This is a genomic window from Streptomyces sp. NPDC058274, from assembly GCF_042881375.1.
Lineage (GTDB): Bacteria > Actinomycetota > Actinomycetes > Streptomycetales > Streptomycetaceae > Streptomyces.
On record NZ_JBHVXW010000010.1, the window covers coordinates 201811 to 228379 of the forward strand.

Below are 26569 nucleotides of genomic sequence, written 5' to 3' on the forward strand. Positions count from 1 at the left end.
AAGGGACCTGACTCATGGGAGCCCAGCTCCGGGTCTACAAGCGTCGCATCAAATCCGTCACCGCGACCAAGAAGATCACCAAGGCGATGGAGATGATCGCCGCCTCGCGCGTCGTCAAGGCGCAGCGCAAGGTGGCGGCCTCCACGCCGTACGCGACCGAGCTCACCCGCGCGGTCACGGCGGTCGGAACGGGTTCGAACACCAAGCACCCGCTGACCACGGAGGCGGAGACGGCGAGCCGTTCCGCGGTGCTGCTCCTCACGAGCGACCGCGGACTGGCCGGCGCCTTCAACTCCAACGCCATCAAGGCGGCGGAGCAGCTGACCGCCCGCCTCGAGGCGGAGGGCAAGGAGGTCGACACGTACATCGTCGGCCGCCGTGGTCTGGCCCACTACAACTTCCGTGAGCGCAAGGTCGCGGAGTCGTGGTCGGGCTTCACCGACGAGCCCAGCTACGCGGACGCCAAGAAGGTCGCGGTTCCGCTGATCGAGGCCATCGAGAAGGAGACGGCGGACGGCGGCGTGGACGAACTCCACATCGTCTACACCGAGTTCGTCTCGATGATGACGCAGACGGCCCTCGACAGCCGCCTGCTGCCCCTTCGCCTCGAAGAGGTGGCGGAAGAGGTCGCGCCCAAGGGCGAGATCCTTCCGCTGTACGAGTTCGAGCCGTCGGCGGAGGACGTCCTGGACGCCCTGCTGCCGCGGTACGTCGAAAGCCGTATCTACAACGCGCTGCTCCAGTCGGCTGCCTCCAAGCACGCCGCCACCCGCCGCGCGATGAAGTCGGCGACCGACAACGCGGGAGACCTGATCACCTCGCTCTCCCGCCTTGCCAATGCGGCCCGCCAGGCCGAAATCACCCAGGAAATCAGCGAGATCGTCGGTGGCTCCGCAGCCCTTGCCGACGCGACCGCGGGGAGTGACAAGTAATGACGACCACTGTTGAGACGGCCGTTGCCACGGGCCGCGTCGCCCGGGTCATCGGCCCGGTCGTCGACGTGGAGTTCCCCGTCGACGCGATGCCGGAGATCTACAACGCCCTTCACGTCGAGGTGGCCGACCCGGCCAACGCCGGCGAGAAGAAGACGCTGACCCTCGAGGTCGCCCAGCACCTGGGTGACGGCGTGGTCCGCACCATCTCGATGCAGCCCACCGACGGTCTGGTCCGCCAGGCCACGGTGACCGACACCGGCTCGGGCATCAGCGTCCCGGTCGGCGACTTCACCAAGGGCAAGGTGTTCAACACCCTCGGTGAGGTGCTGAACGTCGACGAGACGTACGAGGGCGAGCGCTGGTCCATCCACCGCAAGGCCCCGGCGTTCGACCAGCTCGAGTCGAAGACCGAGATGTTCGAGACCGGCCTGAAGGTCGTCGACCTGCTCACCCCGTACGTCAAGGGCGGCAAGATCGGTCTGTTCGGTGGTGCCGGCGTCGGCAAGACCGTGCTGATCCAGGAAATGATCATGCGTGTCGCCAACCTCCACGAGGGCGTCTCCGTCTTCGCGGGCGTCGGTGAGCGCACCCGTGAGGGCAACGACCTCATCGCGGAGATGGAAGAGTCCGGTGTTCTGGACAAGACCGCCCTTGTCTTCGGTCAGATGGACGAGCCCCCGGGCACCCGTCTGCGCGTGGCCCTGGCCGGTCTGACCATGGCGGAGTACTTCCGCGATGTGCAGAAGCAGGACGTGCTGTTCTTCATCGACAACATCTTCCGCTTCACCCAGGCCGGTTCCGAGGTCTCCACCCTGCTCGGCCGTATGCCGTCCGCGGTGGGTTACCAGCCGAACCTGGCCGACGAGATGGGTCAGCTGCAGGAGCGCATCACCTCGACGCGTGGTCACTCGATCACGTCGATGCAGGCGATCTACGTCCCCGCGGACGACCTGACCGACCCGGCCCCGGCCACCACGTTCGCCCACCTCGACGCGACGACGGTGCTTTCCCGTCCGATCTCCGAGAAGGGCATCTACCCGGCCGTGGACCCGCTGGACTCCACGTCCCGCATCCTGGACCCGCGCTACATCGCGCAGGACCACTACGACGCCGCCATGCGCGTCAAGACGGTGCTGCAGAAGTACAAGGACCTCCAGGACATCATCGCGATCCTCGGTATCGACGAGCTCGGCGAGGAGGACAAGCTCGTCGTCCACCGTGCCCGTCGCGTGGAGCGCTTCCTGTCCCAGAACACCCACGCCGCCAAGCAGTTCACCGGCGTCGACGGTTCGGACGTCCCGCTGGAGGAGTCGATCGCGGCCTTCAACGCGATCATCGACGGCGAGTACGACCACTTCCCGGAGCAGGCGTTCTTCATGTGCGGTGGCCTCGAGGACCTCAAGGCCAACGCCAAGGAGCTCGGCGTCTCCTGAACCAGCGCTTCTGATCGAGCACTGCTTCATCGAAGAGGGGCGGGTGCGTCCCGCCCCTCTTCGTACGCCTACTAGACTTTGACCCAACACCCGGCAGCAAAGCCGGGTGGTGACCCGAGGAGCCCACCTTGGCTGCTGAGCTGCACGTCGAGCTCGTCGCCGCGGACCGCAGTGTCTGGTCCGGCGAGGCCACCCTGGTCGTCGCGCGCACCACGTCCGGCGACATCGGCGTCATGCCCGGTCACCAGCCGCTGCTCGGTGTGCTGGAGTCGGGCCCGGTGACCATCCGTACGAGTGATGGTGGAACGGTCGTCGCGGCGGTGCACGGCGGTTTCATCTCGTTCGCGGACAACAAGCTGTCGCTGCTGGCCGAGATCGCCGAGCTGTCGGACGAGATCGACGTCCAGCGCGCGGAGCGGGAGCTCGAGCGCGCGAAGGCGGAGGGTGATGCCTCCGCCGAGCGTCGTGCGGACGTCCGCCTGCGTGCGGTGTCGGCGCGCTGACGCCGGACCCCATGTAATGACTCAGCCGCGGCCGGGACTGGAGCAATCCAGACCGGGTCGCGGCTGAGGCGATGCGGGTGCTTTTTTCCGTTCCGTTACCTGTTTTACCTAGGAGACGAGGAGGTCGGTGTCGATGGTCCTCGCTCTGACTGTGTGCGGATTGGTAGTGGCGCTCGTGGTGGTGGGGCTGTTCGTCTTCGGCCTCCGCCGCCGGCTGATCCAGCGCTCAGGCGGAACGTTCGACTGCAGCCTCCGCTGGGACGTCCCCGAGAAGAGCGAGCGGAACGGCAAGGGCTGGAGCTACGGTGTCGCCCGCTACAACGGCGACCGCATCGAGTGGTACCGCGTCTTCTCCTACGCGCCCCGCCCGCGCCGCGTCCTGGAGCGCTCGGCGATCGAGGTGGCCGGCCGCCGCCCTCCGGAGGGCGAGGAGGAGCTGGCCCTGCTCTCCGACGCGACCATCCTGACCTGTCTGCACCGGGGTACGCGTCTTGAACTGGCGATGAGCGAGGACGCGCTGACCGGTTTTCTCGCGTGGCTCGAGGCGGCCCCGCCCGGACAGCGAGTGAATGTCGCCTGAGAGGCCACATCCACTCGCTGGGTGGGGCTCCCCCCCCGGCGAAGTCCGGGGGGAGCGTCAACGTCGCGTAACTCCTAGCCGAGGCCGCTGTTGATGGCGCTCACCAGTTCACCGTTGCTGGTGTCACCGCTGAACTCCCAGAAGAACGCGCCGCCCAGGCCCTGGTCCTTGGCCCAGGACATCTTCGAGCCGATGGTGGCCGGGGTGTCGTAGCTCCACCAGTTGGTGCCGCAGTGCGCGTACGCCGTGCCGGCGATCGTGCCGGTGGCCGGGCAGGACGTCTTCAGGACCTTGTAGTCCTCGATCCCCTGCTCGTACGTGCCTGCCGCGGCCCCGGTCGCCGTGCCGCCCGGGGCGTCCTGGGTGACGCCGGTCCATCCGCGGCCGTAGAAGCCGATGCCGATCAGCAGCTTGCTCGCGGGGACACCCTTCGACTTGAACTTCGCCATGGCGTCGGCCGTGGTGAACCCGGCCGTCGGGATGCCGCTGTACGAGGTGAGCGGGGAGTGCGGGGCCGTCGGGCCCTGGGCCGCCCAGGCGCCGAAGAAGTCGTACGTCATCACGTTGTACCAGTCGACGTACTGCGCGGCGCCCGCGTAGTCGGCGGCGTCGATCTTGCCGCCGGAGGAACCGTCCGCGGTGGTGGCGGCGGTGACCAGGTTGTTCGAACCGAACTTGGCGCGCAGGGCGCTCATCAGGTTCTTGTAGGCCGCGGCACCGCTGGTGTCGCAGGACAGACCGCAGGAGTTGGGGTACTCCCAGTCGATGTCGATGCCGTCGAAGACGTCCGCCCAGCGCGGGTCCTCGACCAGGTCGTAGCAGGACTGGGCGAAGGCCGCCGGGTTGGCCGCGGCCTCACCGAAGCCGCCGGACCAGGTCCAGCCGCCGAAGGACCAGAGGACCTTGATGTTCGGGTACTTGGCCTTCAGCTGGCGCAGCTGGTTGAAGTTGCCGCGCAGCGGCTGGTCCCAGGTGTCGGCCACGCCGCTGACCGACTGGTCGGCGGTGAAGGCCTTGTCGTAGTCGGCGTAGGAGTCACCGATCGCGCACTTGCCGCCGGTGACATTGCCGAAGGCGTAGTTGATGTGCGTGATCTTCGAGGCGGAGCCGGACGTCACCAGGTTCTTGACCTGGTAGTTGCGGCCGTAGACGCCCCACTCGGTGAAGTAGCCGAGCTTGACCTTGGAGCCGGTCGGCGGGGGAGTCGTACCGCCGCCCGTGGTGTGCACCCGGACCGCGCCGCTCGCCGGACCGGTCTGGTCGGCGGTGTCCCGGGCCTGGACGGTGTAGGAGTAGTCGGTGCCGGCGGTCAGGCCGGTGTCCGCGTACGAAGTCGTCGTCACGGTCGCGACCTTGGCGCCGTCGCGCAGGACGTCGTAGTTCTTGATGCCCTTGTCGTCGGTGGCCGCGCTCCAGGAGATTTTCGCCGAGGTGTTGGTGATGGCGGACGCGGTCGGGGTGCCGGGCGCGGAGGGAGCCGCGTCGCCGGGGACCGTGGTGCCGTCACAACTGTCGCCGTTGAGCTTGCAGTTGGAGGGCGAGCCCGTGCCCGAGCCGTTGAAGCCGAAGGAGACGGAGGCGCCCGCGGCGAGGGCGCCGTTCCAGGACTTGTTCTTGGCGGTCCAGTGGGTGCCGGAGCTGGTGACGTCCGCGTCCCAGGCCGAGGTGACGGTCGTACCGGAGGGGAAGTCCCACTCGACCGTCCAGGAGCTGATGCTGGTGGTCCCGGTGTTCTTGACGGTCCACTTGCCTTCGAAGCCCGAGCCCCAGTCCTGGGTCTTGGAGTAGGTGGCGGTGGCCGTGGTGGCCGCGTGGGCCGGGCTCGCGAGGCCGACGAGCGCGGCCAGCGGGAGCAGCAGGGTGGTGAGCCCCGCCACTGTTCTCTGCCTGGCTCGGTGTCTGAAGCGCATGCTGCCTCTCCTCTTTTTGAGTCGCCTTCGGGGCGCGGGGATGTCGTGGGCATGGCTAAGCGCAGTGCGGCGAGAATAGAAAGGTCTGGACCACAGGTCAATAGGTCTGGACCACTGAGGTTCGGGCGGGCCCGCGCGGCCGGCCGTGACGGGCTGGACGCCCAACTCCTGCGCAAGGACGGCGGCTTGGACCCTGCTGCGCAGCTCGAGCTTCCCCAGCAGCCGGCTGACGTGGGTCTTCACGGTCGCCTCCGCCATCGCGAGGGAGGCCGCGATCTCCGCGTTGGAGAGCCCCTGACCCAGGCAGGAGAGCACCTCGCGTTCCCGTCGCGTGAGGGCTTCCAGGAGGGCCGGGCCGGCCGTCGCCTGCGCCCTTCTGCAGGCTGCGATCTGGTACGTCGGCGAGGGCGGCGCCGAGTCGCTGCGCGGCTTCCAGCGGGGGGCGCTGCGCGCGGCAGGCAGTCACGGGGTGATCGCGCTCACCTATCTGATCTGGCCGAAGAAGCCGAAGGCGGGGCCGGGGTCAGCGCTCCCCGCCCGGGACCCAGAGCACGTCCCCGGGCCCCTTGTTGGCCGTGCGGGCCAGGATGAACAGTAGGTCCGACAGCCGGTTGAGGTAGGTCGCGGTGAGCGGGTTCATCACCTCGCCGTGTGCCTCCAGCGCCGCCCAGGTGGAGCGCTCGGCCCGGCGGACGACCGTGCAGGCCTGGTGCAGCAGGGCCGCGCCGGGCGTGCCGCCGGGCAGGATGAAGGAGCGCAGCTTCTCCAGCTGGTCGTTGAAGCGGTCGCAGTCCGCCTCGAGCCGGTCGATGTAGAACTGCTCGACGCGCAGCGGCGGGAACTGCGGGTTCTCGGCGACCGGCGTCGACAGGTCCGCGCCCACGTCGAACAGGTCGTTCTGGACGCGGGTGAGGACCTTGACGATCTCCTCGTCGAGCCCGCCGAGCGCGATCGCCGTGCCGATCACCGCGTTGGCCTCGTTGGCGTCCGCGTACGCCGAGATCCTCAGATCGGTCTTGGCGGTGCGGCTCATGTCTCCGAGGGCCGTCGTGCCCTGGTCGCCGGTCCTGGTGTAGATGCGCGTCAGATTGACCATGCGGCCAGCCTAGTTACGCTCCGGCCGTCCGGAAGACACGTGTGCTGACCGTCACGGCGAGTGCCGCGAAGCCGACGGCGACCAGCACCCCGTACAGCATGGCGGTGGTCGCGTACTGGCCGGTGTACGCGTCCCGCACCGCGTCCACCAGATAGCGGAACGGCATGAAGTGCGAGAGCACGTCCAGCCAGCCGGGGGCCAGCGTCATCGGGAGCATCAGACCGGACAGCAGCATCGACGGCATGGTCAGCGCGTTGACGGCCGGCCCGAACTCCTGCGGCGTATGGACCCGCATGGCCAGGGCGTACGACAGCGAGGCGAGCGAGACCGTCAGCAGCGCCACGAAGGCGAAGCCGATCAGGATGCCGGCGACCGGCGCGCGCAGCCCCATCGCCAGCGCCGCCAGGACCAGCAGCACCGCCTGGAAGACGAAGAGGGCGGCGTCGCGCAGCACTCGGCCGAGCAACAGCGCGAGCCGGCTCACAGGGGTGACCCGCATCCGCTCCACCACGCCCTGGCCCTGTTCGATGATGATGCTGAAACCGGCGAACGAGGCCCCGAACAAGCCGAGTTGGAGCAGCAGCCCGGGTACCAGGAGCTGCCAGGAGGAGCTGCCCGAGCCCAGCGGCAGGTCCGTCAGCAGCGGGCCGAAGAAGAGCAGATACAGCAGCGGCATCAGCACGCCGAAGAGCATCGCGAACTTGGAGCGCAGGGTCTGGCGGGCGTAGCGCCCGAAGATCAGCGCGGTGTCGTGGAGAAGCATCGGATTCCTGTACGGCCGGAGAAGCATCGGATTCCTATACGGCTACGGGGGTGGAGTCGGCCGGCGCCGGGACGCGGCCGGTGACGGCGAGGAACGTGTCCTGGAGCGTCGCGTCGATCGAGCCGCCGTGCGCCAGCTTCAGGGCGGACGGGGTTCCCTCGGCCACCACGACTCCCTTGTCGACGATCACGAGCCGGTCGGAGAGGGCGTCGGCCTCGTCGAGGTAGTGGGTGGTCAGGAAGACGGTGGTGCCGTGCCGGTCACGCAGCCGGCGGACCAGGTCCCAGAGGTCGGCCCGGCTGCCGGGGTCGAGACCGGTGGTCGGTTCGTCGAGGAACAGCACCTGCGGGCGGTGGGTCAGCCCGAGCGCGATATCGAGCCGCCGGCGCTGGCCGCCGGAGAGGGCCGCGGTCCGGCGGTCCAGCAGCTCGGCCAGGTCCAGATCGCGGGCCAGCTCGGCGGCGCGCTCGATGGCCCGGGACTTCGTGAGGCGATACAGCCGTCCCTGGGTCACCAGCTCCTCCCGCACGGTGACGTGCGGGTCGACGCCGCCCGACTGGGCCACGTAACCGCAGGCCCGCCGTACCCCGTTCGGATCCGTGGCCAGATCGTGGCCCGCCACCGTGGCGGCGCCGCCGGTGGGTGCCAGCAACGTCGTGAGCATCCGGAGCGTGGTCGTCTTGCCCGCCCCGTTCGGCCCGAGGAAGCCGAGGATCTCGCCCGGCGCGACGGTCAGGTCGACGCCCCGCACCGCCTCGACCGGGCCCTGTTTCGTCTGGAAGGTACGCGCCAGTCCGGCCGTACTGATGATTGGCATGCGCCCAGAAAAACAGAGTCCCTGAAAATTTGCAATGACCCCAAAGTTTCAGTGGGCCCAGCAAAGCTACGATGAGGGCATGGCAGAAGGGCTCAGGGAGCGGAAGAAGCGGCAGACCAGGCAGTACATCTCGGACGTGGCCACGGGTCTGTTCCTGGAGCGCGGTTTCGACGCGGTGACCATCGCGGAGATCGCGGACGCCGCCGACGTCTCCGTGAACACCGTCTACAACTACTTCCCGGCCAAGGAGGACCTCTTCCTCGACCAGAGCCGGGGCGTCGTCCTCCGGCTCGCCCGCTGGGTGCGCGGCCGGGAGAAGGGCGAGTCGGCCGCGGCCGCCGTACTGCGCGAACTGCGCGAGGAACTCGAAGCGGTCTCGCCCCGGCTCGGCCTGATGCCTGGTTACGCGCGCTTCATGCGGGTCATCCACGACGCCCCCGCGCTCCGCTCCCGGCTGTGGGCGATCGGCCAGGAGGTCCTCGAGAACCTGGAACAGGCGTTGCGCGAGGAGACCGGCGCGCCCGACGGCGATCCGCTGCCCGGTCTGATCGCGGGCCAGATCAACTGGGTCCACCAGACGGTCATGGCCGTCATCGGACGGGAGATGATGGCGGGTCGCAATCCGGGCGAAGTGTCACGTGAAGTACTCGCGCTTCTCGACGACATGGAGGACCTCATGAGCGAGAAGGTCCTCAACTACGCCGTACGGGCGGCGCAATGAGCCGTGCCGGTGTGATGTCCGTCAGATGAGACGTGACGCGCATTACTTACCGGTCACAGCGGACCTCACGAGCGCTAGGGTCCGCCGAAGAGGCATTTTGAACAGCGTGTTAAGGGGAGTCGGAGTGGCACGGAAGCTCGCCGTCATCGGAGCCGGACTCATGGGGTCCGGTATCGCCCAGGTATCCGCGCAGGCGGGCTGGGACGTCGTGCTGCGCGACGTCACCGAAGAGGCGCTGACCCGTGGCACCGACGGCATCAAGGCGTCGTACGACAAGTTCGTGAGCAAGGACAGGCTCTCGGCCGAGGACGCCGCCGCCGCGCTCGCGCGCATCACGGCCACCACCGACCTCGACGCGACCGCCGACGCCGACATCGTCGTCGAGGCCGTCTTCGAGAAGCTGGAAGTCAAGCACGAGATCTTCCGGACGCTCGACAAGATCGTCCGCGACGACGCCGTCCTCGCCTCCAACACCTCCGCCATCCCGATCACGAAGATCGCGGCCGTGACGGAGCGGCCGGAGCGCGTCGTCGGTGCGCACTTCTTCTCGCCGGTCCCGATGATGCAGCTGTGCGAGCTGGTGCGCGGCTACAAGACGAGCGACGAAACCCTCGCCACCACGCGGGAGTTCGCCGAGTCCGTCGGCAAGACCTGCATCGTGGTGAACCGTGACGTGGCCGGCTTCGTGACGACCCGTCTCATCTCGGCCCTCGTGGTCGAGGCGGCCAAGCTGTACGAATCGGGCGTGGCCACCGCCGAGGACATCGACCTCGCCTGCAAGCTGGGCTTCGGCCACGCCATGGGACCCCTGGCCACCGCCGACCTGACGGGCGTCGACATCCTCCTGCACGCCGCCGGCAACATCTACACCGAGTCCCAGGACGAGAAGTTCGCACCGCCCGAGCTGATGCGCCGGATGGTTGACGCCGGTGACATCGGACGCAAGAGCGGGCAGGGCTTCTACAAGCACTGAAATCCGTACGGCCCTCTCGGCCATCACCCGCCAGGGTGAATTGGGTATCGGTTCGCTTACAGACGGCAACCTCTGCGCCCCTGGGGCAGTCAGACGGTGCACACAGGCATAGGCAGACTGACGCAGAGTACGAGACGCACTCTCGGGGAGCGCATATGTACATCAGGGGCGACCACGCCGAGCTGGTCGTCGGGGGCCGCCTCGACGTCCGCAGCGCGGCGGACGCCCGTACGGTCCTGCACTCGGCCGTCGACGACGGAGTCGGCGATCTGGTGCTCGACCTGTCCGAGCTGGACTCCTGGGACGCCACCGGACTCGGCGTCATCATGGGAGCCCACCGACGGGCCGGGCGGTGCGGCCGACGGCTCGTGCTGCGCGGCGTACCGCCACAGATGCAGCGCCTGCTGGTGGCCACCCGGCTGCACCGGATCCTGGCGATCGAAGGCGGCATCGGGGTCGAATCGCTGCCCCGGGTCTGACCCGGTCCGCCACGGTCCGACACGACGCGCGAACCGTGCGTCGCGCCCAATCCTCACGAAGCTGTGACGTCTCGGGCGGCGCGGTACCCCGGCCGTGCATAGATACTGTGCGAAGGTTTAGGGTTCGGCTGCCCGCCGTCTGCAACCCTGAGGCGGGCACCGGACCAGAAGCGACAGCGCGGTGTGCAAAGGCCGGGAGGGGCTCGGCACACGACGCTTTTGGGGGGCTAGGACACCATGGACCCGATCAACCGGGGGCCCGAAGAGTACGGGCACGACGACGGCCAGGCGCCTAGGCAGCGCCCGCCGCGCGAAGCGCTCACATCCGACTTCGGCCAGCCCACACCGACGCTCGCCCGCACCGTTCAGCTCGTCGCGGGTGACTTCCTGCTCACCGTCAACCCCGTCGACGGCAGCGAGATAGAGACCTGCCCGCCCGGGGAGCGGCCCGCGCGGCCGGCGAAGTTCAGCGCCGCCGAGCGCGCCGACCCGGCCCGCGCGGCCCATCCGCCCGTACCCCCCGGCCCCGCCCAGCCGCGCCTGCCGCTCCTGGAGCGCCAGGAGGTCCGCGAGCGGCTCGTGCGCCTCCTCGCGCGCGGCCGCTCCGTACGGCTCACCGGCCCCGCCGGCTCGGGCCGCACCGCGCTTCTGGACGCCGTCGCCGACGACTGCGCTGACCTCGCGCCCGACGGTGTCGTCCGCCTCAGCGGCTACCGGCGCACGGCGAACGACCTGCTGCACGACCTCTTCGCCACCGTGTACAACGCACCCCGGCACCGCCCCGAACGGGACGAACTGCTCGGGTTCGTCCATGAGATCGGCGCGGTCGTCGTCCTCGACGACCTGGAGTTCGGCGGCAGCGCGCTCGACGAGCTGCTCGACGCCACCCCCGAGTGCGCCTTCCTGGTCGCCGCGACCCCCGACGTCGCCGCGCCGTCCGCCGACTCCCTCCTCGAAGAGGTGTTCCTCGGCGGGCTCGACCGCAGCGGCAGCCTCGAACTCCTGGAGCGGGCCGTCGGCCGCGTCCTGACCGAGGACGAGTCGAACTGGGCGGGCGACCTCTGGTTCGAGTCCGAGGGACTCCCGCTCCGCTTCGTGCAGGCCGGCGCACTGCTGCGGCAGCGCGACCAGCTGCGCGCCGACCCGGGCGCCTTCGACCAGTTCGGGTACTACGAGGACACCCCCGTCGACGCGCCCTTCGACGCCGAGGACGGACACGACGTACCGCTGCCCTCCCTGGCCGAGGGTGCGGCACCCGCCTCGCTGCTCGCCTCCCGGCTCAGCGAGTCGGCGCGCGCCACCCTGCGGTTCGCGGTCGCACTCGGCGGCGAGGTGCCCCACCAGGCGCACCTGCCGGCTCTCGTGGGCGACACCCACGCGGACGCCGCGCTCGCCGAGCTGGCGGGCTGCGGGCTCGTCTCGCCGGTCGGCTCGCGCTACCGGCTCGCGGCCGGCGTACAGGCCCAGCTGGAGACCGCCGGATACACCGACGACATCGACGACCGGGCGCTCAGCGCGGCCCGGCACTACACCTGGTGGGCCGGGCACCCCTCGGTCACCCCGGAGCGGGTCTGCGCGGAGGCGGACGCCGTCCTCGCCGCGCTGAGCGTGCTGGTGCCGCTCACCACGGCCCCCCTCGACGACGAGGAGAGCCCCTCCGTCCAGCTGGCCCGCACGGCCGCGCCCGCGTTCGCCGCCGGGCTGCACTGGAGCGCCTGGGAGCGCGCGCTGCGTTCCGGCGCCGAGGCGTCCAAGCTCGCCGGCGAGGTCCCGGATCAGGCCTACTTCCACCACGAACTGGGCGTCCTCGCACTCTGTGGCGGCCAGCTGGACCGGGCCCGCGCCGAGCTGGAGGCCTCCATCGGGCTGCGCGGCGCTCTCGCCGACAAGCGCGGCACCGTCGCCGGCCGCCGTGCCCTCGCGCTGGTCGCCGACCGCTCAGGGGCGGCGCTGCCCGGCGGGCGCACGACGGCGGGCGAGGAGGTGTCCGACGCGCGGTACGAGGAGTCGGCGTCGCCGCCCGGTGGCGTACCGGCCGGCTTCGCGCTGCCGGCACCGCCCGAGCCGACGACCCTGGTCACCCACCGGCCCGCCGCGTCCGCACCCGTCCGGCGATCCGGCGGGATCGGGAGCCGGCTGGTGAGCGGCACCCGCCGCAATCTGGTCGCCGCGGGGTCGGGTGCGCTGCTCGCCGCCGTGCTCGGCACGGTGGTCACGCTCGGCATGACCTCGGGCGACAACACCGACGATCCCGCCGAGAAGGTCGGTGTGAACCCGTCGGCCAGCCAGGGCGCCAACGACGACAGCCTCGGCGCGGACAAGGCCAAGAAGGGCTCGGGCGAGGCCGGGGCGTCCAGCGAGCCGACCGATCCGGGCCCGGACGGCACCTACGGCACCTCGGACGACCCGACGCCGTCCTCCAGTGGCCGGCCGTCGGACGACCCGAGCGGGACGAAGGGGACGAGCGGGCCGACGAAGACGCCGTCGAAGTCGCCCACTTCGAAGCCGCCGACGTCGAAGCCGCCGTCGAGCAAGCCGCCCACCAGCAAACCCCCGACCAGCCCGGCGCCGTCGGATTCCCCGTCCACCTCGCCGTCGACCACCCCGTCCACCTCGGACTCCGCCAGCGGCCCCGCGACCAGCAGTTCCGCCAGCGCTCCGGCGAGCGGCCCCGCCGCCGAGTCGCCCAGCGGCTCGGTGATCTGACGGCACGACGTCCGCACGTACGGGAGGAGGGCCGGGTCCGTTGTCGGACCCGGCCCTCCTGGCCGTCATGGGAGTCGCCGGTCAGAACAGCCGCAGCTTGTCGTCCTCGATGCCGCGCAGCGCGTTGTAGTCCAGGACCGTGCAGCCGATGCCGCGGTCGGTGGCGAGGACGCGGGCCTGCGGCTTGATCTCCTGGGCGGCGAAGATGCCACGGACCGGCGCCAGGTGCGGGTCGCGGTTCAACAGGTCCAGATAGCGCGTCAGTTGCTCCACGCCGTCGATCTCACCGCGCCGCTTGATCTCGATGGCCACGGTCTGGCCCTCCGCGTCCCGGCACAGGATGTCGACGGGCCCGATGGCCGTCATGTACTCGCGGCGGATGAGCGAATAGCCCTCGCCGAGCGTTTCGATGCGGTCCGCGAGCAGTTCCTGGAGGTGCGCTTCCACGCCGTCCTTGATCAGGCCGGGATCCACGCCCAGTTCGTGCGAGGAGTCGTGGAGGACTTCCTCCATCGTGATGATGAGCTTCTCACCCGCCTTGTTGATGACGGTCCACACACCCTCCTCGTCGCCGGAACCCTCCTTCAGCGTGCAGGGCGGCGACATCCAGTTGAGGGGCTTGTAGGCCCGGTCGTCCGCGTGGATGGAGACGCTGCCGTCGGCCTTCACGAGGATCAGGCGGGGGGCGGACGGGAGATGGGCGGTGAGCCGGCCCGCGTAGTCCACGGAGCAGCGGGCGATGACGAGACGCATGGTGGGCAACGCTACTCGACCGGCACGGCTGTACGCGATTCGCCCACCCGTCACCCCCGCCACCCGAGCCCGCCGGACTGCCCCTCTTGTCCCTGGAAGTCACCTGTTCGGCAGTGGCCGATTGTGTCCCTACCAGGAGTCCGCTGTGTGGGCATTCTCCTGGTGCCGTCATCGTCCGTTGCCTACCGTATAAACAGGAGGTCGCGATGCGTGTACGCAGCGTGTCTGATGTCGCGGACTCCCGCCCTGTCCGTCAACCCCCGTTGGTCTGGGGGTGCGAGAGGAGAACCCATGTCGCTCGACGTCTCACCGGCCCTACTCGAACAGGCCGAGCGAGGCGAGGTCGACGAAGCTGAATTCGTCGACTGCGTCCGGACCTCCCTGCCCTACGCATGGGAGATGATCAGCTCCCTGGTGGCCCAGCTGAAGGTGGACGGCGGATCGTTCGCCGACAACCAGACGCCGCCACCGGACGAGCAGGCACGTGGCCAGCTGTTGCGTGCGCTGGCGAGTGACGCGATACGCGGCGCGCTGCAGCGGCACTTCGGAGTGCGACTGGCCTTCCAGAACTGCCACCGGGTTGCGGTGTTCCCGCTGGACGCTTCAGTGGACGACAAGCTGGCACGCTTCACCTCGGTCCGCAGCCAGCTGCTGAACCAGTCGCCGGAGTTCCGGGACTGCTGACGCGGCGATGGCGCATGGCTTGCCGCTCCTTACGCGGGAGGTGCGATGAGTACGGGGCGGCAAGCTCCCCGCACGACCGGTTCGCTCAGCCGAGGTGAGGGAGCACCTCGGCGCCGAGCCGTCGTACGTTCTCCTCTGTCGCCGCCAGGTCGCCCGAACCCTCGACCAGCAGCGCGAAGCGGGAGATGCCGGTCCGCTCCGACGTCGCCGCGAGCCGGTCGGCGCACAGCCTCGGCGTCCCCACCGGGTGCAGTCCGCAGAGCAGTTCGGTGTACGCCCACGGGTCCCGCATGGAGCGGGCGCGGCCGTCGACCGTCACATGGGCCTCCAGGCCCTGCTTCAGCCAGCCGGGCATCGACTTGAGCAGCGTCTCCACCGCGTCGGCGCGGCGGTCCGCGATCTGGCAGACGCCCGCCGAGACGTGGGCGGCTGAGAAGACCTCGTCCGCCGGGCGGCCCGCGGCGCGTGCGAACCGCCGCCACAGTGCGACCATTTCGGCCTTCTCCTCGTCGCCCACATGCATCCCCAGGAGCATCGGCAGACCGCGCTCGGCAGCGAGCCGGACACTCGCGGGTGAGGTGCAGGCGACGACGACCTCCGGGCCCGGCGCGCCGCTCAGATCCTCCGACGGCCTGGGGACGACGGGGACTTCACGGAAGGGGAACCGCTCGCCCGTGCCCTCCACCGACGGCTGGCGCAGCCAGCGCACCAGCAGATCGAGTGATTCCGGGAACCCGTTCTCGTACGCGTCGAGGCCGGCGCCGAAGACCTCCAGGTCGACCCAGGGGCCGCCGCGGCCGACGCCCAGCGAGAAGCGTCCACCGGAGGTCAGATGCAGCAGCGCGGCCTGCTCGCCGAGCGCGACCGGGTGCGCGGTGGGCAGCACGCTCACCGCCGTGCCGACCCGGATCCGCCGGGTGCGGCCGAGCAGGAAGGCGGCGAGTGAGACGGCGGAAGGACACGTCCCGTACGGCACGAAGTGGTGCTCGGCCAGCCAGACCGAGTCGAGCCCGGCCTCCTCGGCGACCTCGGCCGACCGCACCGCGCGGTGCAGCGCCTCCCCCTGCCCCTGGCCCGGGAACTGGGCCGCCAGTACAAAACTTCCTACGCGCATCGCACTCCTGCCTCCTTGGCGCCGACGCGAAGCTCCCCACCGGCATAACCCCCTGACACGTGCCGAAGTCACGGCTTGTCGGGGAGATTTGCGGATTGTCTGCTGAATGGGCCGGTCAGCCGGAGATCCGAGCGGGTTGCTGGAGTACGCCTACCCGTGGGGGCGCCGCGTAGGCTGGACGCGGCTCCTGCTCCCTGTATAGCTCCGTGAGGTGTCCTGTGTCCCCGCGTCGCAACCGTCCGAAGGGCGCCGGCTCGTACGGCCCGAGCGCGGAGGCGGACCGGTCCGGCCGTTACGGCGGCTGGCAGTCCACGGAAAGCTGGCAGGGCGAGGAGTGGAGCGTGCGCCATGTCGCGGGCGCGAGTGCCCAGGGCAAGACCTACCGCTGCCCGGGGTGCGACCAGATGATCCCCTCCGGCGTTCCGCACGTGGTGGCCTGGCCGGAGCACTCGGGCGTGGACGAGCGGCGCCACTGGCACAAGGCGTGCTGGAACGCGAAGGACCGCCGCACCTCGCGGGTGCAGCGGTCCCGAAACGCCCCGAAGTTCTAGCGGGGTCGAGCTCGGCGCGGGTCACACGTCCCGCTTCTCCAGCAGGACGAAGGCGCCGGCCACCGCGGCCACGGTGAGCACGATGAGCAGGATCAGCTGAGGAGTCCCGCTGCTGCCCTGGTCCGCGCCGAAGATCTTCGCGAGCGAGTTGGGCGCGTTGTAGTCCATCATCTTCTCGCCGATCTTCCGGGTGGACTCGGAGATCAGCAGGAAGGCCGGCAGGATCGCGGGCAGCAGCACCAGGCCGAGCATCGCGGTGATCGCACCCGCCGAGTGCCGCAGCATCGAGCCCACGGCGAGGGACAGGATGCCGAGCAGGGACACGTACAGGCCGCCCTTGAAGGCCGTGCCGACCCACGGCACGTCGCCGGCCTCCGGTCCGCTGTGCATCCCGGCGGTGACGGCGCCCATCAGCAGCACCGAACCGGTGGACACGACGAACGCGAGCGCGAAGTAGATCAGGAACTTGGCGGCGAGCACCCGGTGGCGCTGCGGGGACGCGGTGAACGTCGTACGGATCATGCCCGTGCCGTACTCCGAGGAGACCACGAGCACACCCAGGGTGATCAGGCAGATCTGCCCCAGCATCAGGCCGATGAAGGCCGTGAACGTGTACGGCAGGTCGACGAAGTCGCTGTCCCGGGTCTGGGTGGCGACCAGCAGTCCGCTGCTGAAGACGAGCACCAGGAACACGCCCAGCGTCCACACCGTGGAGCGCACCGACTTGATCTTCGTCCACTCGGAGGTGAGCGCGTGGCCCAGATGGGTCCGGGTGACCGGGATCGGCGAGGTGTACGAAGTGCCGGGTCCCGCCTGCCAGGTGGGGGCGGGCGCGGTCTGCTGCGGCATCGGGGGCTGGGGCGTGCTCATCGGGGGTCCTCGCTGTCGCGCTTGGTCAGGCCGGGAGCGGCGGCGGGTGCGGCGGAGGGGGCCGCGGAGGGCTGTGCGGGGGCCGGAGCGGGCTGCGCGGGGGCCTGGGGCGCGGGCTGCGCGTACGGGTTGGGCTGGGCGGTGGCAGGGGCGCCGGGCGCGGCCGGGCCGCCGTACGGGCCCGCCGGGGGCCCCGGCTGCGGCATGGCGAACGGCTGCCCGCCGTGCTGGGGCGGCGGCGGGGCGTACCACCCCGGCTGGCCCTGGCCCGGGACGGGCATCTGGACCGGCGGCACCGCACCCGGCGGCAGCTGCTGCTGGAGGCCCGCCTTCTGGTCGATGGTCGAGCGGTAGTCCACGGCACCCTGGGTCATCCGCATGTACGCCTCCTCCAGCGAGGCCTGGTGCGGCGACAGCTCCCACAGGCGGACGTCGGCGGAGTGCGCCAGCTCGCTGATGCGCGGCAGCGGCAGGCCCATGACGCGCAGCGCGCCGTCCACCTCGGGCAGCACCTGGCCCCCGGCCTCGGTCAGCGAGGCCGTCAGCTTCTCGCGCTGCTGCGGCTCGGTGTCCGGGGTGCGGACCCGGGCGAAGTCGGCCGAGTTGTGCGAGATGAAGTCCCGGACGCTCATGTCGGCGAGCAGCTGCCCGCGTCCGATGACGATGAGCTGGTCGGCGGTGAGTGCCATCTCGCTCATCAGGTGCGACGACACGAAGACCGTACGGCCTTCCGCGGCAAGGGACTTCATGAGGTTGCGGACCCACAGGATGCCCTCGGGGTCGAGCCCGTTGACCGGCTCGTCGAAGAGGAGCACCTGGGGGTCGCCGAGCAGGGCCGCGGCGATGCCGAGGCGCTGGCCCATGCCGAGCGAGAAGCCCTTGGACCGCTTCCTCGCGACCTCCTGCAGTCCGACGACCCCCAGCACCTCGTCCACCCGCCGGGCCGGAATGCCCGAGAGCTGGGCGAGGCAGAGCAGGTGGTTGCGGGCGTGCCGGCCGCCGTGCACGGCCTTGGCGTCGAGGAGCGCACCGACCTGACGAGGAGCGTTGGGCAGCTTGCGGTACGGGTAGCCGCCGATCGTCACCTGCCCCGAGGTGGGGTTGTCCAGGCCGAGGATCATGCGCATCGTCGTCGACTTGCCCGACCCGTTGGGCCCGAGGAAGCCGGTGACGGCACCGGGCCGCACCTGAAAGGAAAGGTTGTACACGGCCGTCTTGGCGCCATAGCGCTTCGTCAGGCCGACTGCCTCGATCATGCTCCGCACCCATCGAAAGGTTCAGGACGACGGGGCACACGCCCCCGTAAGGGTTAGGAGGATATCCGGGCGCTGACGGTTCCACTCAAGAGAAGGCAAAAATACGCAGGTCACGTGGGTGACGAGGCGGTCGGAGGGGCCCCTGTTTTGACAGGTACGTGTCCTCCCAGGTCAGGCGAGATCCGGAAGCGAACCGTCCAGCGCGGGCAGGTCGTCGTAGGACCACAGCGCGGCCGATTCGTCGGCGTACGGCAGGAAATCCGTCTGCGGCAGGACCCAGCCCGCCTCGCCGAGGACCTGCGTGGCGCGCACCCGCAGCGCCTCGTCCGCCCGGATCCGGCGGGTCCAGCCGGCCGGGTCGGGGCCCAGCAGCTCCCGCAGCCGCGCCGACCGGCTCAGCAGACCGGCGAGCAGCTCGGACTGGTCGCCGCCGCCGGGGACCGGCCGCCGGGTGTCGGCGTCGGCGAGCACCCCGCGCACGCCGAAGTAGATGTACGCCCCGCCGAGCCGCTCCCCGGACGGCATCGTCAGCTCGAAGACGTCACCCGGCAGGACCGCCCGCCGGTAACGGGGGAACTCGGTGCTGTCGAGGGCCCTGAGCTGCGTCGAGTCCAGCCAGGAGACGACCAGGGTGGTGTCCGCGGTCCGCTCGATGTACGGCGTCCCCGCCACGTAACCCGCCGGGCTGATGTGCCCCGCGCAGCCGACCCCGATGCCCCGCACCCGGACCGGCACCATCGGAACGGTCGTCGCGATGCCGAGCCGGGTGAGCTTGTGGGCGAGCTGTCCGGGGGAGGAGTTCGAGCCGACGGAGACCACCGGGTGACGGCGGCCGGTGACGGGCCGGCCGAGGGCGGTCAGCGCCTCGTCGAGCGACGGCCGGTCCGGGTGGTCCGCCACGGGCCACCCGCCGAGCCGCAGCGGCCGTACGTCGAGCCGCAGCAGCTCGTCACCGTCGAGGAGCGCGGGCTCCGGCGCGGGGCGGCCCGGATACGTGAGCGGCCGCTCGACCGGCACGTCGTCCAGGCCGAGGGCTGCGAGACTTCGGTCCTTCGTCGTCACGTGGCGCCCTTCGGGAGTGACCGCCCGGTGGGGCAGGTCCCGACCGGGCCCGGCGGCCCTACGCGTCCCGCCTCTTGAGCAGCACGTACCCCCCGATCAGGGCGACCACCACCCACAGCACCATGATGCCGAGCCCGCCCCAGGGGCCGTACGGGGTGTCGTCGTCCAGCGGGGTCACCACCTGCATGATCTTGCTGCCGGCCTGGTCGGGCAGATACTGGCCGACCTTCTTGGTGGCGGAGACATTGCCCAGGATCGCGGAGATCAGGAAGAAGAACGGCATCAGGATGCCGAGCGAGAGCATCGGGCTGCGCAGCATCGTCGCGACCGCCATCGAGAACAGGGCGATGAGCGTCATGTACAGCCCGCCGCCGATCACGGCGCGCAGGACACCGGGGTCGCCGATGGAGGCCTTGTGCGAGCCGAGCATCGCCTGGCCCAGGAAGAAGGCGACGAAGCTGGTGATGAGACCGACCACGAGTGCCAGTGCGGTCGCCACCGCGATCTTGCAGAAGAGGAAGGTGCCGCGCTGCGGGACGGCGGCGAGGGAGGTGCGGATCATGCCGGTGCTGTACTCGTTCGAGACGACGAGGACGCCGAACACGATCATCGCCAGCTGACCGAGACTCATCCCCGCGAAGCTGATGAAGGTCGGGTCGAAGGAGAGCTGGTCCTTCTCGCTCATGTTGTCGAAGTCGTTCTTGGACAGCAGCGAGATCAGAATGCCGAGGGCGACCGTCACCACCGCGGCGAGACTGAGGGTCCACACCGTGGACGCCACGGACCGGATCTTCGTCCACTCGGACCTGACGACCTGGATCACCGCCATGGTCAGCCCTTCTTCCAGTCGCTGCCCCACTGCTGCCGCTCGGGCGGTGGCGGCGCCGGAGCCGCCCCGAGGGGGGTGTCGGAGTGCGGCGGCGGTGCCTGGGCCGCCCCGAGCGGGGTGTCACTGTGCGCGTGGTACTCCACGGACTCGGCGGTCAGCTGCATGAACGCCTCTTCGAGGGAAGCCTGTTGGGGGCTCAGCTCATGCAGCACGATCCGGTGCTGCGCGGCCAGCTCACCGATGTTCTCCGCCGGCACGCCGTCCACCTCGAGCGTCCCGTTGCCCGCCTCGACGGCGGTGACCCCCGCATCGTGCAGCAGATCGAGCAGCCGCTCCCGCTGGGGGGAGCGGATCCGGACGTACGACCGCGAGTTCTGCTGGATGAAGTCCGCCATGGACGTGTCGGCGAGCAGCCGGCCCTGGCCGATGACGACGAGATGATCGGCGGTCAGTGCCATCTCGCTCATCAGATGGGAGGAGACGAAGACCGTGCGGCCCTGCGCGGCCAGCGACTTCATCAGATTGCGGATCCAGTGGATGCCCTCGGGGTCGAGGCCGTTGACCGGTTCGTCGAACATCAGGATCCGCGGGTCACCGAGCAGGGCGCCCGCGATGCCGAGCCGCTGGCCCATGCCGAGCGAGAAGCCCTTCGCCTTCTTCCGGGCGACCGCCGTGAGTCCCACCGTGTCGAGCACCTCGTGCACCCGCGCCTTCGGAATGCCGTTGCTCTGCGCGAGGCACAGCAGGTGGTTGAAGGCGCTGCGGCCGCCGTGCATGGCCTTGGCGTCCAGCAGGGCGCCGATGTACGACAGCGGGTCCTTGAGCCGGTCGTAGTGCTGACCGTCGATCCGGACGTCGCCCGCCGTGGGCCGGTCAAGACCGAGCATCATCCGCATCGTTGTGGACTTCCCGGCGCCGTTGGGGCCCAGGAAGCCCGTCACGATGCCGGGTCTGACGGCGAACGTGAGGTTGTTGACCGCCACCTTCTCGCCGTATCGCTTGGTCAGCCCCTCGAGCTCGATCATGCCGTCAGCCTAGTCGGGGCCGGGGGCCCTGCCACTTGAGTGGCGTGCCTTTTCGGCCGGGCCGCGGCGGCCCGGGCGCGGGGGCGGTGTCTGTCCTGCCAGGGGTGCGCTGTTGCCGGGTGCGGCGGCGTCGTGGCCGGGCGCGCGGTTGCCCGCGCCCCTGGGGGTGCTCGCCGACGTGGGCGACCTGCGGCACGGCGTGGGGACCGGGCGCGCAGTTCCTCGCACCCCTGCAGGGCGCTCCCCTTGCGTGCGCAGCGCGAAGGCCCGCGCCCCCGGCGGGGGTGCGGGCCTCGGTGTCGCGGGCTGTCCGGGGTTACCGGGACTGCTGGGCCGGGACCCCGCGGGTGATCGGCTCGTCCTCGGCGGGCGTGCCGGCCGCGGCCACCGCGGCGCCGGTGAGCGTCGCGAGCATCTCGCGGACGTTCGTCAGCTGCGCGTTGATGGAGTCGCGGCGGTTGGTGAGGGCCGCCAGCTCGCGCTCGGATTCCGAACGGATCCGGTCCGCCTTGGCGTTCGCGTCGGCGACGATGTCCTCGGCCTGGCGCTGAGCCGTCTCCACCGTCTGACGGGCGCGGCGCTCGGCGTCCGTGCGCAGCTTCTCGGCCTCCAGGCGCAGCTGCTCCGCGCGGTGCTCGATCTCCGCGAGGCGCTTCTCGGCCTTGGCCTGACGCGAGGCGAGGTCGCGCTCGGACTGCTCGCGGCGCTTGGCGAGGTTCGTCTCGAAGTCGGCGGCGGCCTGCGCGGCCTTGGCACGGGTCTCCTCGAAGAGGGCGTCCGCCTCCTCGCGCTTGGACTGCGCGTCCTTCTGCGCCTCGGAACGCAGCTGGGAGGCGTCGCTCTTGGCCTTCTCGACGATCCGGACGCCCTCGTCCTCCGCCTTGGCCTTGCGGTCCGCAGCGAACGATTCTGCGTCGTTGCGCACCTGCTGGGCCGCCGACTCGGCGAGCTCGCGGTGCTGCTCGGACGCGCGACGGGCCTCCTCGCGCAGGTCCTTCGCCTCCTCCTCGGCGAGGCGGAGGATCTTCTCGACGCGCGCGCCGAGACCCGCATACGACGGCTCGGCGTCGCTGACCTGGGCCTGGGCGTTCTGCGTCTCGAGATGGAGTTCCTCGATGCGCTTTTCGAGAGCAGTGATACGGGCCAGAGCGCTGTCACGGTCGGAGACGAGCTTCGAAATGCGTTCGTCCACCTGAGCGCGGTCGTACCCACGCCGCACAAGCTCGAAGCCGTAGGGGGAAGTGTCGCTCATGGGGTTCCTGTCGAATGAGACCGGTGAGGTGATAGGGGGAATCCTAGGGGTCAAAGCGGTGTGTCATCGAGCGGATACGTGTTTGATCTGGAGAATGACACTCCTTTTGGGTGGCTAACCGCCGGAGGGCTTGCCAGCGGCTCCGTCAGGGGTCTTGCCAAGCACGGAATCGGTGCTGATGGCTACCCCTCTGACGGCTTGCCACCCGAACGAGTTGCGCCGGCTGCGGCTCCCGCCTTGACCCCGCCGTCCTTCGTACCCGACGGGGCCTCAAAGGACTCCAACGCCTCCAGGACGTCCTGGACACGGGAGATCTCGGCATTGATGTCCTCGCGGCGGCGCACCAGGACCTCCAGCTCGCGCTTGCCCTCGTCGACCGTGCGCCGCGCCTCCTGCTCGGCGTCCGCCTTGATCTTCTCGGCCTCGGCGACGAGCGAGTTCTTCTTCTGCTCGGCCTCCTTGAGCAGCCCCTCGGCCTTCCGCACGGCGGCGATCCGCACCTTGCTCGCCTCGGAGTTGGCCTCCGCGACCAGGTCCTTCGCCTTCGCCTCGGCCTCGGCGAGCTGCTCCTCGGCCGCCTTCACCAGCGCGTCACAGCGCTCGCCCGCCGTCTTCATCGTCTCGGCCGACTCGCGGCGGGCCCGCTCGTGCAGCTCCTCGATCTCCGAGGTGATGCGGTCGCGCAGCTCCTCCGCGCGCTCCCTTATCGCGGTCGCGTCCCGGCGCGCGCCGACCAGCAGCTCGTCCGCGTCCGTACGCGCCCGCTCCACCCGGGAGTTGCCTTCGACGGTCGCCTCCGACACCAGCCGCTCGGCCTCGTTCCGCGCGGCGCCGACCATCGTGTCGGCCTGGGCCTCGGCGTCCGCCGTGGTCTTCTGCGCGGTCTGCTGCGCCTCGGAGAGCAGCTTGTCGGCCTCGGACGCCGTCTCGGAGATGAGCGTGTCGACCTGCTCGGCCGCCTCGGAACGCCGCTTGTTGGCTTCCTGGCGCGCCTCGTCCAGCGTGCGGTCCGCCTCCTCGCGGGCGGCCGACGTGAGCCGCTCGGCCTCCGCGGCCGCCTGGGCCTTGACGCGCTCGGACTCGCTGCGGATGTGCTCGGCGTGCTGCTGCGCGGAGCCGACCGTCTCGGCGGCGTCGGCACGCAGCCGCTCGGCGTCCCCGGTCGCGTCCGAGATCAGCTTCTCGGCCTTGGCCACGGATTCCGCACGGACCCGCTCGGCCTCCGCGTTCGTCTCCCTCGCCAGCCGCTCCGCCTCGGCGCTCGCCTCGGTGATCAGGGTGTCCGCCTGCGTGGCCGCGTCCGAACGGATCCGGTTCGCGTCCTCACGGGCCTCCGCCCGGGTACGCGATGCGTCCTGCTCGGCGTTGGCGATGGCGTCGGACGCCTCGGTGCGGACCCGCTGGGCGTGCTCGGCGGCGTCCGAACGCAGCCGCTCGGACTCGGCGATCGCCTCCGAAACGGTGCGCTCCGCAAGGGACTTGGCGGCCTCGGTCTCCTCGGACGCCTCCCGCCGCAGACGCGCCGCGTCCTCGGAGGCGCGCTCCCGCTCGGCGTACGCGTCGGCGCGGACCCGGTCCGCCTCCTGCTGTGCCTCGGTCCGCGTACGGTCCGCGACGTGCTCGGCGGCCGAGCGCAGGCCGGCGATCTCCTCCTGCGCCTGCTCGTGCAGCCCGGCCACGGAGTCGCGCACCTGCTGCGCGGTCTGCTCGGCGTTCGTGACCATCTCGGTCGCGCGCCGGTCGGCCTCCTCGACCAGCCGTACGGCCTCGGCCTGCGCCTCCTCCACACGGGTGCGCGCGGAAGCCAGCAGCTCCTCGCTCTGCTCGCGGGCCCGCTCGCGCTCCTGGTCGGCCTCCTGGCGCGCCGAACCGAGGAGTTCCTCGGCCTCACGGCGGCGCCGGACGGCCTCCTCCTGGGCGGCGGCCAGCGTCTCGGCACCCTCGGTCGCCAGCCGCTCGGCCGCGGCCTGCGCCTCGGCTCGTACGCGGTCGGCCGACTCCTGGGCCTCCGACTTCAGCCGCTCGGCCTCCGCCGCGGCCTCCGAACGCAGTCGTACGGCGATGTTCTCGCCCTCGGCCCGCGAGGCCGACGCGTCCGCCGCCGCCTCGTTGCGCAGCCGGTCGGCCTCGGCCTCGGCCTGCGCCTGGAGCGTACGGATCCGCTCGGCGGCCTCGGAGCGCAGCCGGTCGGTCTCCTCGGCGGCCTCGCGGCGGAGCCGCTCGGCCTCCGCGCGGGCGTCCGTCAGCGCCTGCTCGGCAGCGGCGAGCCGCTCCTCGGCCTCGGTGTGCAGCCGGGTCAGCTCGTCGGCGGCCTCCGCGCGCCGGGCGGCGACGCCGCGTTCGGTGTCCTCGCGCAGCTCCCGCGCCGCCTGCTCGGCCTCGGCCTTGATCGCCTCGGACTGCTCGACCGACTCGGCGCGGTGCCGCTCGGCCTCCTTGCGCGTGCGCTCCAGCGTCTCCTCGGCCTGCCGGCGCAGCGTCGTGGCGCGCTCGATGGCCTCGGTACGTACCCGCTGGCTGTCGTTGGTGGCCGCGGTGCGCAGCTCGTCCGCGTCCGCCTTCGCCTTGGCGAGCAGCTCCTCGGCGGTCTTCGCGGCCTCCTCGATCTGCCCCACGGCCTCGCGCCGGGCCTCGCTGCGGATCCGCTCGCCCTCGGCGACCGCGTCGGCGCGCAACTGCTCGGCCTCGCCGCGCAGCCGGCGCGCCTCCTCCTGCAGCTCGACCGTCTTGGCGCGGTACTCCTTGGTGTCGTCCTTCGCCGTGCCCTTGAGCTGCTCGGCGATGTCGTGCGCCTCGGCGCGCAGCCGGTCCGCCTCTGTCTCCGCCTCGGTGCGGATCCGCTCGGCCTCCTCGGAGGCGGCCTTGGTGGTCCGCTTCGCCTCCTCGGACGCCTTGTCGAGTACTTCTTCGGCCGTGCGGGCCGCCTTGGCGAGCTGGGAGGCGGTCTCCTCGGCCGTGAGGCTGCGAGCGGTCTCCTCGGCCTCGGTGATGATCTTCTCGGCCTTCGCCTGGGCCTCCGCGACGACCTGCTCCGCCTCGGACTTGGTGCTCTCGGCCTCCTTGGTGGCCTCGCTCACCAGCCGGGCGACCTGCTCCTTCGCGGTCCGCGTGCGCTGCTCGTTCGCCGACTCGGCGCTCGACAGGGCCTTGGCCGCGGCCTCCTTCGCCTCGGCGACGAGCTTGTCCGCCTCGGCCCGCGCCTCGCGCAGCGCCGCTTCGGCCTCGGCCATCCGCTGCTCGGCGGCCCGGCTCAGCTCGGTGGCCTGACGGCGGGCGGTGTCCGACTCCGACGCCGTGGAGCTGCGCAGCTGCTCGGCGTGGTCGGTGGCCTCCTGGGCCTGGCTGGACGCGGCGTTCAGCAGGCGCTCGGCGTCCGTGCGGGCGCGGCGCAGCAGCTGCTCGGCCTCCGCGCGGGCCGCCTCGGCGTCGTTCGTCAGCCGCTGGCGGGCCTCGGCGGCGATCCGCTCGGCCTCCGCGCGGGCGGCGGCCAGCGCCTGGTCGGCCTCGGCGCGGGACTCCTCCAGATGACGGCGGGCCTGCGCCTCGGTGCGGGCGCGCAGCTGTTCCGCCCACGCCACGTTCTCGTTGACGTGCGACTCGACGGTCTGCCGGCGCTCGGAGAGCTCCTGGTCGAGCTGCTGGCGACGGGTGACCGCCTCCTGATGCAGCTCCGCCTGAAGGCGCGCGGCCTGCTCGGCGTGCTCCTGGAGGATCCGCTGCGTCTGCGCGCGGGCCTGGCTCATCTCGCGCTCGGCGTCGGCGCGCAGCTGGTCGGCCTGGATCTGGGCATTACGGAGCAGCTGCTCGGCCTGGTACCCGATGTCGCCGCCGTCGTAGGCGGGACGGGTCGCCAGACTGCGCCGCGCCTCGTGCAGCTTGGCGCGCAGCACCTCGACCTGATAGCCGAGGTCCTCGGCGTGCTGGACGGCCTTCTCCCGCTCGGTCTTCAGCCGCTCCATCTCGGCCTCGAACCGAGAGAGGTGGTCGACGTCAGCCGCCGGCTCTCGCTCCTGGCGTTCGTAGCCCCGCACTGCGCGGTCCCATCCGTCCCCTGGTCGCAAGTCTTTCCGAACGAGCTCCGTCCATCCGCCGAACGGGGCCCCCGGGGAATGGTGTCAGATCAACGGCGGGGCACGAGCTGCTGCCCCGACGCTCGTCCCCCGAAACCTGGAACCCCGGCCCTCGAATCCCGACGTGCGAAGTCGACGGGACCCCGGCCGTCCCCGAATACGGCGACGGCCGCCCCCAACCCTACCG

Annotated in this window: 23 protein-coding genes and 1 pseudogene; 10 read left to right on the plus strand and 14 right to left on the minus strand. The window is 70.8% G+C overall.

What is annotated here, in order from left to right; genetic code table 11:
* Positions 1-14: 14 nt before the first annotated feature.
* The 4 genes from ACFVYF_RS21640 (at position 15) to ACFVYF_RS21655 (ending at position 3451) form a co-directional block, all read left to right on the plus strand.
* The gene (locus ACFVYF_RS21640; protein ID WP_389457579.1) at positions 15-932 is read left to right on the plus strand and encodes a F0F1 ATP synthase subunit gamma; all 918 of its coding nucleotides are present in this window, start codon (positions 15-17) and stop codon (positions 930-932) included.
* Positions 932-2368, plus strand: coding sequence for a F0F1 ATP synthase subunit beta (gene atpD / locus ACFVYF_RS21645; protein ID WP_389457581.1), 1437 nt, complete (start codon positions 932-934; stop codon positions 2366-2368). Before ACFVYF_RS21640 ends, atpD begins: the two co-directional genes overlap by 1 nt.
* A gap of 128 nt (positions 2369-2496) precedes the next feature.
* The gene (locus ACFVYF_RS21650; protein WP_389457583.1) at positions 2497-2871 is read left to right on the plus strand and encodes a F0F1 ATP synthase subunit epsilon; all 375 of its coding nucleotides are present in this window, start codon (positions 2497-2499) and stop codon (positions 2869-2871) included.
* 133 nt (positions 2872-3004) lie between these two features.
* Positions 3005-3451 (plus strand): DUF2550 domain-containing protein, encoded by a 447-nt coding sequence (locus tag ACFVYF_RS21655; protein WP_389457585.1) that lies wholly within the window; start codon positions 3005-3007, stop codon positions 3449-3451.
* Positions 3452-3525: 74 nt separating this feature from the next.
* Here the strand turns inward: ACFVYF_RS21655 and ACFVYF_RS21660 are convergent, their stop codons facing one another.
* The 5 genes and pseudogenes from ACFVYF_RS21660 to ACFVYF_RS21680 form a co-directional block, all read right to left on the minus strand.
* Complete coding sequence (locus ACFVYF_RS21660) at positions 3526-5361, minus strand: glycosyl hydrolase family 18 protein (RefSeq protein ID WP_389457586.1); 1836 nt, start codon at positions 5359-5361, stop codon at positions 3526-3528.
* A gap of 183 nt (positions 5362-5544) precedes the next feature.
* Positions 5545-5823 (minus strand): annotated as a pseudogene (locus tag ACFVYF_RS21665) (response regulator transcription factor); the annotation flags it as partial.
* A gap of 61 nt (positions 5824-5884) precedes the next feature.
* Positions 5885-6457 carry a cob(I)yrinic acid a,c-diamide adenosyltransferase gene (locus ACFVYF_RS21670; protein WP_389457588.1) on the minus strand — a complete coding sequence of 191 codons (573 nt, stop codon included), beginning with the start codon at positions 6455-6457 and terminating at the stop codon, positions 5885-5887.
* A 13-nt stretch (positions 6458-6470) separates the two neighbouring features.
* Positions 6471-7220: an ABC transporter permease gene (locus ACFVYF_RS21675; RefSeq protein WP_389457589.1), complete on the minus strand. Its 750-nt coding sequence runs from the start codon at positions 7218-7220 to the stop codon at positions 6471-6473.
* Positions 7221-7254: 34 nt separating this feature from the next.
* Positions 7255-8037: an ABC transporter ATP-binding protein gene (locus ACFVYF_RS21680; RefSeq protein WP_389457591.1), complete on the minus strand. Its 783-nt coding sequence runs from the start codon at positions 8035-8037 to the stop codon at positions 7255-7257.
* A gap of 79 nt (positions 8038-8116) precedes the next feature.
* On the opposite strand from ACFVYF_RS21680, the gene ACFVYF_RS21685 reads away from it, so the two are divergent.
* The 4 genes from ACFVYF_RS21685 (at position 8117) to ACFVYF_RS21700 (ending at position 12916) form a co-directional block, all read left to right on the plus strand.
* On the plus strand, positions 8117-8758 hold the full coding sequence (locus ACFVYF_RS21685) for a TetR/AcrR family transcriptional regulator (RefSeq protein ID WP_389457593.1): 642 nt from the start codon (positions 8117-8119) through the stop codon (positions 8756-8758).
* A 124-nt stretch (positions 8759-8882) separates the two neighbouring features.
* The gene (locus ACFVYF_RS21690; RefSeq protein ID WP_389457595.1) at positions 8883-9731 is read left to right on the plus strand and encodes a 3-hydroxyacyl-CoA dehydrogenase family protein; all 849 of its coding nucleotides are present in this window, start codon (positions 8883-8885) and stop codon (positions 9729-9731) included.
* Between the two features lie 155 nt (positions 9732-9886).
* Positions 9887-10210: an STAS domain-containing protein gene (locus tag ACFVYF_RS21695; protein WP_030672301.1), complete on the plus strand. Its 324-nt coding sequence runs from the start codon at positions 9887-9889 to the stop codon at positions 10208-10210.
* 237 nt (positions 10211-10447) lie between these two features.
* Complete coding sequence (locus tag ACFVYF_RS21700) at positions 10448-12916, plus strand: ATP-binding protein (RefSeq protein ID WP_389457596.1); 2469 nt, start codon at positions 10448-10450, stop codon at positions 12914-12916.
* 81 nt (positions 12917-12997) lie between these two features.
* On the opposite strand, the gene nucS is transcribed toward ACFVYF_RS21700, so the two are convergent.
* Positions 12998-13669, minus strand: a complete 672-nt coding sequence (gene nucS / locus ACFVYF_RS21705; RefSeq protein WP_389457598.1) for an endonuclease NucS — start codon at positions 13667-13669, stop codon at positions 12998-13000.
* Between the two features lie 291 nt (positions 13670-13960).
* Between nucS and ACFVYF_RS21710 the strand changes: the two genes are divergently transcribed.
* Positions 13961-14353, plus strand: a complete 393-nt coding sequence (locus ACFVYF_RS21710) for an SCO5389 family protein (RefSeq protein ID WP_383290720.1) — start codon at positions 13961-13963, stop codon at positions 14351-14353.
* A gap of 85 nt (positions 14354-14438) precedes the next feature.
* Here the strand turns inward: ACFVYF_RS21710 and ACFVYF_RS21715 are convergent, their stop codons facing one another.
* Positions 14439-15467: an LLM class flavin-dependent oxidoreductase gene (locus tag ACFVYF_RS21715; RefSeq protein ID WP_389457599.1), complete on the minus strand. Its 1029-nt coding sequence runs from the start codon at positions 15465-15467 to the stop codon at positions 14439-14441.
* 218 nt (positions 15468-15685) lie between these two features.
* Between ACFVYF_RS21715 and ACFVYF_RS21720 the strand changes: the two genes are divergently transcribed.
* Positions 15686-16018, plus strand: coding sequence for an ATP/GTP-binding protein (locus ACFVYF_RS21720; protein WP_389457600.1), 333 nt, complete (start codon positions 15686-15688; stop codon positions 16016-16018).
* A 21-nt stretch (positions 16019-16039) separates the two neighbouring features.
* Here the strand turns inward: ACFVYF_RS21720 and ACFVYF_RS21725 are convergent, their stop codons facing one another.
* From ACFVYF_RS21725 to scy, 7 genes are all read right to left on the minus strand, one after another.
* Positions 16040-16888: an ABC transporter permease gene (locus ACFVYF_RS21725; protein WP_389457601.1), complete on the minus strand. Its 849-nt coding sequence runs from the start codon at positions 16886-16888 to the stop codon at positions 16040-16042.
* The gene (locus ACFVYF_RS21730) at positions 16885-18144 is read right to left on the minus strand and encodes an ABC transporter ATP-binding protein (protein WP_389457602.1); all 1260 of its coding nucleotides are present in this window, start codon (positions 18142-18144) and stop codon (positions 16885-16887) included. The genes ACFVYF_RS21725 and ACFVYF_RS21730 overlap by 4 nt, the downstream gene beginning before the upstream one ends.
* 171 nt (positions 18145-18315) lie before the next feature.
* Positions 18316-19206: a hypothetical protein gene (locus ACFVYF_RS21735; RefSeq protein WP_389457603.1), complete on the minus strand. Its 891-nt coding sequence runs from the start codon at positions 19204-19206 to the stop codon at positions 18316-18318.
* Positions 19207-19264: 58 nt separating this feature from the next.
* Positions 19265-20035: an ABC transporter permease gene (locus ACFVYF_RS21740; RefSeq protein ID WP_389457604.1), complete on the minus strand. Its 771-nt coding sequence runs from the start codon at positions 20033-20035 to the stop codon at positions 19265-19267.
* A gap of 2 nt (positions 20036-20037) precedes the next feature.
* Positions 20038-21060 (minus strand): ABC transporter ATP-binding protein, encoded by a 1023-nt coding sequence (locus ACFVYF_RS21745; RefSeq protein ID WP_389457605.1) that lies wholly within the window; start codon positions 21058-21060, stop codon positions 20038-20040.
* 316 nt (positions 21061-21376) lie between these two features.
* Positions 21377-22312 (minus strand): cellulose-binding protein, encoded by a 936-nt coding sequence (locus tag ACFVYF_RS21750; RefSeq protein WP_389457606.1) that lies wholly within the window; start codon positions 22310-22312, stop codon positions 21377-21379.
* A gap of 182 nt (positions 22313-22494) precedes the next feature.
* Positions 22495-26343: a polarized growth protein Scy gene (gene scy, locus ACFVYF_RS21755; RefSeq protein WP_389457607.1), complete on the minus strand. Its 3849-nt coding sequence runs from the start codon at positions 26341-26343 to the stop codon at positions 22495-22497.
* Between the last annotated feature and the right edge of the window lie 226 nt (positions 26344-26569).